This window comes from Caballeronia sp. (assembly GCF_028292365.1).
GTDB lineage: Bacteria > Pseudomonadota > Gammaproteobacteria > Burkholderiales > Burkholderiaceae > Caballeronia.
Genome location: NZ_JAQGMM010000582.1, coordinates 1 through 8438, shown reverse-complemented (window position 1 = coordinate 8438; position 8438 = coordinate 1). Strand labels below are relative to the sequence as shown.

8 protein-coding genes and 1 pseudogene are annotated in these 8438 nt (G+C 60.0%); 4 read left to right on the top strand and 5 right to left on the bottom strand.

Annotation, left to right across the window (positions count from 1 at the left end; translation table 11 throughout):
* Both JWR14_RS34280 and JWR14_RS34275 read left to right on the top strand, forming a co-directional pair.
* Window positions 1–377 (top strand): annotated as a pseudogene (locus JWR14_RS34280) (excinuclease ABC subunit UvrA); the annotation flags it as partial.
* An 88-nt stretch (window positions 378–465) separates the two neighbouring features.
* On the top strand, window positions 466–1539 hold the full coding sequence (locus JWR14_RS34275; protein WP_299718361.1) for a hypothetical protein: 1074 nt from the start codon (window positions 466–468) through the stop codon (window positions 1537–1539).
* A gap of 59 nt (window positions 1540–1598) precedes the next feature.
* Here JWR14_RS34275 and purU read toward each other — a convergent pair whose 3' ends face one another.
* The 5 genes from purU to JWR14_RS34250 form a co-directional block, all read right to left on the bottom strand.
* A complete protein-coding gene (purU, locus tag JWR14_RS34270) occupies window positions 1599–2468 on the bottom strand; it encodes a formyltetrahydrofolate deformylase (protein ID WP_299718359.1) in 870 nt (289 codons plus the stop codon).
* Between the two features lie 61 nt (window positions 2469–2529).
* Window positions 2530–3375 carry an NUDIX hydrolase family protein gene (locus JWR14_RS34265; protein WP_299718357.1) on the bottom strand — a complete coding sequence of 282 codons (846 nt, stop codon included), beginning with the start codon at window positions 3373–3375 and terminating at the stop codon, window positions 2530–2532.
* 170 nt (window positions 3376–3545) lie between these two features.
* Entirely contained in the window at window positions 3546–4160 is a 615-nt protein-coding gene (locus JWR14_RS34260) for a LysE family translocator (protein WP_299718355.1), read from the bottom strand.
* Between the two features lie 21 nt (window positions 4161–4181).
* Window positions 4182–4748, bottom strand: coding sequence for an adenine phosphoribosyltransferase (locus JWR14_RS34255; protein ID WP_299718353.1), 567 nt, complete (start codon window positions 4746–4748; stop codon window positions 4182–4184).
* A 22-nt stretch (window positions 4749–4770) separates the two neighbouring features.
* The gene (locus JWR14_RS34250) at window positions 4771–6771 is read right to left on the bottom strand and encodes a monovalent cation:proton antiporter family protein (protein WP_299718351.1); all 2001 of its coding nucleotides are present in this window, start codon (window positions 6769–6771) and stop codon (window positions 4771–4773) included.
* Window positions 6772–6951: 180 nt separating this feature from the next.
* On the opposite strand from JWR14_RS34250, the gene kdsD reads away from it, so the two are divergent.
* Both kdsD and JWR14_RS34240 read left to right on the top strand, forming a co-directional pair.
* Complete coding sequence (kdsD, locus tag JWR14_RS34245) at window positions 6952–7935, top strand: arabinose 5-phosphate isomerase KdsD (protein WP_299718349.1); 984 nt, start codon at window positions 6952–6954, stop codon at window positions 7933–7935.
* The coding region (locus tag JWR14_RS34240; RefSeq protein WP_299718347.1) for an HAD hydrolase family protein at window positions 7935–8438 on the top strand (504 nt) is incomplete at its 3' end. The genes kdsD and JWR14_RS34240, both read left to right, overlap by 1 nt.

Below are 8438 nucleotides of genomic sequence, written 5' to 3'. Positions count from 1 at the left end.
TCGGTCAGTCAGCGACCACGCTGTCGGGTGGCGAAGCGCAGCGCGTCAAGCTTTCGTTGGAACTGAGCAAGCGTGATACGGGTCGGACTCTGTACATCCTCGACGAACCGACTACCGGCTTGCACTTCCACGACATCGCACTCTTGCTCGAAGTGATTCACCGGCTGCGGGATCAAGGTAATACTGTCGTAATCATCGAGCATAATCTGGATGTAATAAAAACCGCCGACTGGGTCATCGACCTCGGTCCGGAAGGCGGCGCCGGCGGCGGTCAGATCATCGCGCAGGGGACACCGGAGCACATCGCACAGTCGAAGGCCAGTTTTACCGGCCGGTATCTTGCGCCTTTGCTGCAAAGGCCAAGATCGGCTGCATGACAGATTCGCCCACACCGCAATAAGGAGCCGCGCGCCGTTCGGGGCGCGGCCGTTTATAACCCGTTAGCGGCAGGAGACAGAAGGATTCATGGCAAAGCGCAACGAAGCGGCCGAAAACAGGCCCGCTGTCCGGCCCGTCCGGCTGACGAGCGACATGAGCATGCCGAAGTTATCGGCGGTCGAGATCGGCAGTTATATCGCCGCGTTCGCCGGTCTGTTCCTGGTGCTGCATTTGCAGTTGCTCGGCGCGCTGCTGGCGGGAATGCTGGTGTATCAACTCGTGCATATGATCGCGCCCCTGATCGAAAAGACCATGACGAGCGGACGGGCGCGCTGGGTCGCGGTCGTGATTGTGGCGGCGGTGATCGTGGGCGGCCTGGCGGGCGGGACGATTTTGCTCATCGATCATTTTCAGCGCGACGTTCCGAGCGTACAAAAGCTTCTCGATCAGTTGATGAAGCTCACGTCGCATGCTCGCCTGCAGGTGCCCGACTGGATCGCGAACTACCTTCCTGTCGACGCAGAGCAGATGAAGGACAAGGCAACTGAGCTGATGCAAACGCACGCCGCCATGTTGCAGCAGGGCGGCAAAGACGCGGCGCGTGGTTTCGGGCATGTGCTGATCGGCATGATCGTGGGCGCGATTATCGCGGTGGGTGTACCGCGGACGACGCATCGGCTGCCGCTTTCTACTGCGCTCGTGACGCGCGTGACGCGTTTCTCGGAAGCGTTTCGCCGGATCGTTTTTGCGCAGGTCAAGATTTCCGCGATCAACGCGACGTTCACGGCGTTGTATCTGCTGGTTGCGCTACCGGTGTTTCACGAAAGGCTGCCGCTGTCGAAGACGCTGGTGATGGTGACGTTTATCGTTGGATTGTTGCCGGTGATTGGCAACCTGGTCTCGAACGCGATTATTGTGGGGATTTCATTGTCGGTGTCGTTCGGGACCGCCGTGGCTTCGCTAATCTTCCTGATCGTCATTCACAAGCTCGAATACTTCTTGAATGCGCGGATCATTGGCGGCCAGATCGAGGCGCGCGCCTGGGAATTGCTGCTGGCCATGCTCGCGATGGAAGCCGCTTTTGGACTGCCAGGCGTTATTGCCGCACCGATTTTTTATGCTTATCTCAAGCGCGAACTGGTTTATTTGAGGCTGGTTTGAGCGCGGGGTTTTGCTCGCGCTGGTAGGCAGCGGAGCAGCCCCCTCAAGCCCGAACACCCCTACTTGAACACCACCGTCTTACTCCCATTCAGCACGATCCGGTGCTCAACATGCCACCGCACCGCGCGCGCGAGCGTCACGCATTCCACGTCACGCCCGATCGCCGTCAACTGATCCGGCGCCATGCTGTGGTCCACGCGCTCCACTTCCTGCTCGATGATCGGCCCTTCATCGAGATCCGTCGTCACGTAATGTGCAGTAGCGCCAATCAACTTAACGCCGCGATCGAACGCCTGGTAATAGGGCTTGGCGCCTTTAAAGCTCGGCAAGAACGAGTGATGAATATTGATCGCCCGGCCATTGAGCGCCGCGCACATTTCCGGCGACAAAATCTGCATATAACGCGCGAGCACGACGAGATCGATCTTGTGCTGATCGACAATCTCCAGAACCCGCGCTTCCTGCGATGCCTTCCCTTCGGGCGTCGACGCCATCAACGGCAAGTGATGAAACGGCACGTCATAACTAGCCGCAAGCTGATAAAACTCACGATGATTCGAAACGATCGCGGGAATCTCGATCCCGAGTTGCCCCGTGCGATAGCGGAACAGCAAGTCGTTCAGGCAATGCCCGATCTTCGACACCATGATCATCACGCGCGGTTTCACCGATGCATCATGTAATTCCCACTTCATGCCGAACTCATCGGCAAGTGTAGTGAACGAGGTGCGCAACGCAACGAGACCGGGGTCCCCGCCGACCTGCTGGAAGTGCACGCGCATGAAAAATTCGCCGGTGTGACTGTCGCCGAATTGCGCGGAATCGAGAATATTGCTGCCGAGATCGAACAGGAATCCGGACACGGCATGCACAATGCCGGGACGATCCGGACACGACAACTTCAAGATAAAACTATGTTCGGTCGACATGAACCGATACTCCTCTGAGATGTTTCAAAGCACGTTCAACGCACGCGTGTTCAAAGCGTATTCAAACCGCCGGCGGTAAATAAATCGCCGGCATGCCCTCGCACGCTTCTTCGTCTATCCACTTGCGGCGCAGCAGGCAATCCAGGGTGGCCAGACTGGCATCGACCGTCATTGCGCCTTCTTCAATCCATCGCGCGACTTCATCTATGCGCGCGAGCCGATGTTCGCCCACTTCGCCATCCTGATTGCGTGGCGCGAAATCAACGGGCAAGGTCAGATCGAAAACGTAAATCAGCTCGGCTTGCGTGCCTTCGGGCAGCGATTGCAGCACGTAGAATTCGCGTCCGCGAATGGCCTTGGCGGCCAACTGCGGCTGCATGCCCGCTTCTTCCCAGCACTCCTTCACGAGCGTTTCTTCGATCCCCATTCCCCAGCCGATACCGCCTGCCACCACGTTATCGAGCATGCCGGGATCGGTCGCTTTTGTGTCGCTGCGCCGGGCGATCCAGAGCTCTGGCGCGCGGCCCGGCTCTTCAACAATACCGTTCAGATGAACCGCGTATGTCATTGTGCCGAAGAACCGCGACGCAGCCCGCTCGATGAACGCAAGCGGCTCAGCGTCGAAGGCATTACGGATGGCGTAGGTTTCATTGCGCCAGCCAGGAATACGGCCATCGGCGGCCAGCATGCCAATGACCGCACCGAGCGCGGCGCTGCGCGCGTTGAGATCGGAGAACGTATCGGCGAGGCGGATCGACGTTTGATCGATGTGAAACACATCCGGCCATGAGTGCAGCGCGGGCGCGTCGGTGCGGCGAATCCAGCCGACCCGTTCACGGCCGATGTAAAACGGCAGGTGCGCCGAAACATCGAAACGACGTGCGGCGACAATGGCAGGCAAGCTCATGAGGGGCTCCGGCGACGACGGAAAGCCGGAAATTGTACAGGGGGTTTTGTTCGCACCCAGACCGGCGTTTGAGTTTGGCCGGCGAGGTCAATGCCAGGTTGCTGCCGCTTGCCGCAGTAGCACCCCGCGCACGCACAAACAATCCCCGCCGAGTACGACTGAAACTCTTCTTAATCCTTCAACGCCACACGGATCCCGAGCCCGATAAACGTCGCTCCGGCCAGCCGGTCGAGCCACACCCCCACCTTTGGCCGCCGCTTCAAATAAGCCCCAATCATCCCGGCGGCAACGCCAAAAACCGAGAACACCACCACTGTCTGCAACATGAACACGCCGCCAAGCTCGAACATCTGCAACATGACGCTTTGGCCGCCATGCGGATTCACGAACTGCGGCAGGAACACGATAAAAAACAGCGTCACTTTTGGATTCAACAAATTGCCGATCACACTTTGGCGAAACACCACAGCCAACGGCTGGCTCGGCCGCTCGTGCGCGCTCGACAAACCCTTGCTGCGAATCGCCTTGATGCCAATCCAGATCAGATAAGCCGCGCCGGCCAGCTTGACCGCTTCAAACGCCATAGGGGAGGACTTGAGCAATGCTGCCACCCCGAGCGCGGCGAGCGTCGTATGAAACGAAATGCCGGCGGCAAATCCGAGTGCAGCAACCAGCCCAGCGGCACGCCCCTGCGAAATACCGCGCGCGAGCACCTGGAGATTGTCCGGACCGGGCGCCACGGTGATAGCAATGGAAGCCGCGAGAAACAGGAGGAAATTTGGCATGAGACAGAGAATTCGGAGAAATTAGTGGCCGCTGAATTCGCAGACCGTATAAAGATGCAAACCCGCTTCGCGCAGAAGTGTTGACCCGCCAAGCTCCGGCAAGTCGATAATCGCGGCGCCCTCGACCACCACGGCGCCAAGCCGTTCGAGCAACATCTTGCCGGCCATCATCGTGCCGCCGGTTGCAATCAGGTCATCGACCAGAACGACCCGCTCGCCCGGCTTGCACGCATCTTCGTGAATTTCGACGGTCGCGCTGCCATATTCAAGTTCATACGACTGCGACAGCGTCCTGAACGGCAGCTTGCCCTTCTTGCGGATAGGCACGAATCCCAGGCCTAGTTCGTAAGCGAGAATCGGCCCGATGATAAAACCACGCGCATCGAGTCCCGCGATCGTATCGATTCGTGCATCTATATAGCGCTGCACCAGCATGTCGATCAGCGTACGCAACGCGCGCCGATCCTGCAAAACCGGCGTGATATCGCGGAACTGCACGCCGGGTTGCGGCCAGTCCGGCACAGTGCGAATCCGCTCCCGGATAAAAGCGGCAGGATTGGATACAGAGTGCGCTGCAAATTCAGACATGAATGATGGCTCCTGGAAAACGTCAAGCTACCGCGCCCGCACGGCGATTGCGGGACAGCCGTTCTTCGGCCTGCTGCAGCGCCTCGGGCAAACCGCGCAGCACCACAATGTCGCTCGCCCGCAGCTTGGTGTCAGGATCAGGCTCCACGCCGCGAATTCCGTGCCGGCGAATGGCTGTCACTTCCACCCCGTCGCCCACCAGCCCAAGCTCATCGAGCGTACGGCCGACCGCATCGGCGTTTTCATTGACGGGAACTGATTGTAGCCGGACCTGTTCGCGCCGCTCATCGTCGTCCTCATCCGCGCCGTGAAAATAACCGCGCAGCATGCTGTAACGCTCGTCGCGCATTTCTTCCACTCGCCGAACCACGCGCCGCATTGGCACGCCCATCAGCACCAGCGTATGCGACGCCAGCATCAGGCTGCCTTCCACGATTTCCGGAATCACTTCCGTCGCACCCGAAGCAATCAGCTTTTCCAGATCGGCGTCATCGACAGTACGCACAATGGTCGGCAACGTGGGTTCGAGCTCGTGGATGCTGTGCAGCACGCGCAACGCGGACGGCGTGTTCGCGAAAGTGATCGCGACTGTGGCCGCGCGATGTATGCCGGCTGCGACCAGCGCCTCGCGCCGGCCTGCGTCACCGTACACCACGCTTTCACCCGCCGCCGCTGCCGCTGCCACGCGATCAGGGTCCAGGTCGAGCGCGACGTACGACAACCCTTCGTGTTCCAGCATCCGCGCCAGATTCTGCCCCGCCCGGCCATAGCCGCAAATGATCACGTGCCCGCTCTGCTTGATGCTTTGCGTGGCAATGCGCGTCATTTGCAACGACTGCCGCAACCATTCAGTGGAGGAAAGCCGCAGCACGATCCGGTCGGCGTTCTGGATGATGAACGGTGCGGCCAGCATGGAGAGCAGCATCGACGAAAGGATGGCTTGCAGCAGCACCGGTTCGACAAGATGTTTATCGAGGATCAGGTTCAGCAGCACAAACCCGAACTCGCCGGCCTGCGCGAGGTTCAGGCCGGTGCGCATGGCCACGCCCGGCGGCGAGCCGAAGAGCCGCGCGAGGCCGGTGATCATCACGGCTTTAAGCAGGATGGGCAGGACGAAAAACGACGCCACGAGAAACGGGTGTTCCCAGATCACACGCGGATTCAGCAGCATGCCCGTGGTCACGAAAAACAGGCCGAGCAGCACGTCGCGGAACGGCTTGATGTCCTCTTCCACCTGATGCCGGTAAGGTGTTTCCGCGATCAGCATGCCCGCGATAAACGCGCCGAGCGCGAGCGAGAGGCCGAATTTATCGGTAATGAACGCCGCTCCCAGCGTGACCAGCAGCAGGTTCAGCATGAACAATTCTTGCGAACGACGGCGCGCGACAATATTGAACCACCGCGTCATGAACTTCTGGCCGAGGAACAGCAATACCGTCAATGCCACCACAATCTTGATCGCGGCGAGTGCAAGCCAGAACGCCAGCTCCTTCGAATTGCCGTTGCCGAACGCGGCAATGATGATCAGCAGCGGCACCACGGCCAGATCCTGGAACAGCAATACGCCGAAGATATTCCGGCCATGCTCGGATTCCAGTTCGAGCCGCTCGGCCAGCATTTTTGAAACGATGGCGGTCGACGACATCGACAACGCGCCACCTAGCGCAATGCTCGCCTCCCACGACATGTCCGTCCAGAAGTTCGCGATCCACCCGATCAGCAACGCGATCGCAATCGTCCCGGCCACTTGACTGGCGCCGAGACCGAACACAATCCGCCGCATTGAACGCAATTTCGATAGCGAGAACTCAAGCCCGATCGAAAACATCAGGAACACAACACCGAATTCAGCCAGATGCTGCGCGCGGTCACTATCCGGCGCGATGCCGGCAGCGTGCGGTCCGACAATGATCCCGACCGCGAGGTAACCCAACATGGGCGGCAGGTTGAAAAAGCGGAATACAACGACCCCTGCCACTGAACACAGCAGCAACAGCAACGTCATTTCAAGCGGGGAAGTCATCCGTCTAGCGTCCTCGTTTGTCGGCGGATGGCGGCTCGATGAGCACATCCGGATCTTGTGTTTTTTAACGCGCGCAGTCTATGCACGCAACAAAACACACGGCCTTGCGGGGGCGGATGAGCGGCTGAAGGCCGCCCCGTGTCCGGCGCGGCGCAAAGATGCCTTTGTTATACTTCGCGCATGATAGCGAAAATCAATGGCGACCGGGCACTCGCACTGGCTCGCACCGTGCTCGAAATTGAAGCCGACGCTGTGCGCGGCCTGTCCGCACAACTCGACGACAACTTCACCGGCGCCGTCGAATTCCTGCTCGGATGCAAGGGCCGCGTGGTGGTATCGGGTATCGGCAAATCCGGGCATATCGCCCGCAAATTCGCGGCGACGCTCGCGAGCACCGGCACGCCCGGCTTCTTCGTTCATCCCGCTGAAGCCAGCCACGGCGACCTCGGCATGGTGACCGCCGACGACGTGTTCATTGCCCTGTCGAACTCAGGCGAAACCTCGGAACTCGTTGCCATTCTGCCCATCATCAAGCGCCTCGGGGCAAAATTGATTGCCATCACCGGGCGGCCTGAATCAAGCCTCGCGAAACTGGCTGACGTGCACCTGAATGCGCACGTCGATAAAGAAGCCTGCCCGATGAATCTCTCGCCTACCGCGAGTACAACCGCCGTGCTTGCATTGAGTGACGCGCTCGCCGTTGCCGTGCTCGACGCTCGCGGTTTCGGCCCTGAAGACTTTGCGCGCTCGCATCCGGGCGGCGCACTCGGCCGGCGACTACTTACTTACGTACGCGACGTCATGCGCGTCGGGCCGGAAGTGCCGGAAGTGCCGCTGGACGCCACGGTGTCCGACGCCCTATTCCAGATCACCGCCAAGCGCATGGGCATGACGGCCGTGGTCAACGAAAAGCGTCATGTTGAAGGCATCTTCACCGACGGCGACCTGCGCCGGATTCTTCAGCGCGACGGCGATTTCCGCACGCTGCCGCTGATCGATGTCATGACGCGCAATCCGCGTACGATCGGTCCGGACCATCTCGCGGTGGAAGCAGTGGAACTGATGGAGCGTTATCGCATCAATCAGATGCTGGTTGTGGATGAAAACGCGATCCTGATCGGCGCCCTGAACATGCACGACCTCTTTTCCAAGAAGGTAATCTGATGTCGACCTTGTCTTTCACGCCGGATATTGCTGCAACGGAAGACGCGCACGACCGCGCGAGCCGCGTGAAGCTGATGATTTTCGACATCGACGGCGTGTTCACCGACGGCAGCCTGTTTTTCAGCGCCGACGGCGACGCGATGAAGTCCTTCAATTCGCTCGACGGTCACGGCGTGAAATTGCTGCAATCGGCGGGCGTGCAAACAGCCATCATCACTGGACGCAACTCCGGCATTGTCGCGGCACGGGCACGCGAGCTGGGCGTGACGCACCTGCATCAGGGTGTCGCCGACAAAACCATCGCGCTCGCCGAATTGCTGCAAACCACCGGCATCCCGGCAACCGAATGCGGTTACATGGGCGACGACTGGCCCGATCTCGCGGTAATGCGGTTGTGCGGCTTTGCCGCAGCACCCGCGAACGCCCATCCGGAAGTACTAAACCGCGTGCATTTCGCCACCACCCGGCGCGGCGGCGAAGGCGCGGTGCGCGAAGTATGCGAC

Bases quoted from the DNA above. Each gene is read 5' to 3' on its own strand.
- purU (WP_299718359.1), bottom strand. From the start codon at position 2,468: ATGTCGACCGAACATAGTTTTATCTTGAAGTTGTCGTGTCCGGATCGT.
- JWR14_RS34260 (WP_299718355.1), bottom strand. From the start codon at position 4,160: ATGCCAAATTTCCTCCTGTTTCTCGCGGCTTCCATTGCTATCACCGTG.
- kdsD (WP_299718349.1), top strand. From the start codon at position 6,952: ATGATAGCGAAAATCAATGGCGACCGGGCACTCGCACTGGCTCGCACC.
- JWR14_RS34265 (WP_299718357.1), bottom strand. From the start codon at position 3,375: ATGAGCTTGCCTGCCATTGTCGCCGCACGTCGTTTCGATGTTTCGGCG.
- JWR14_RS34255 (WP_299718353.1), bottom strand. From the start codon at position 4,748: ATGTCTGAATTTGCAGCGCACTCTGTATCCAATCCTGCCGCTTTTATC.
- JWR14_RS34250 (WP_299718351.1), bottom strand. From the start codon at position 6,771: ATGACTTCCCCGCTTGAAATGACGTTGCTGTTGCTGCTGTGTTCAGTG.
- JWR14_RS34275 (WP_299718361.1), top strand. From the start codon at position 466: ATGGCAAAGCGCAACGAAGCGGCCGAAAACAGGCCCGCTGTCCGGCCC.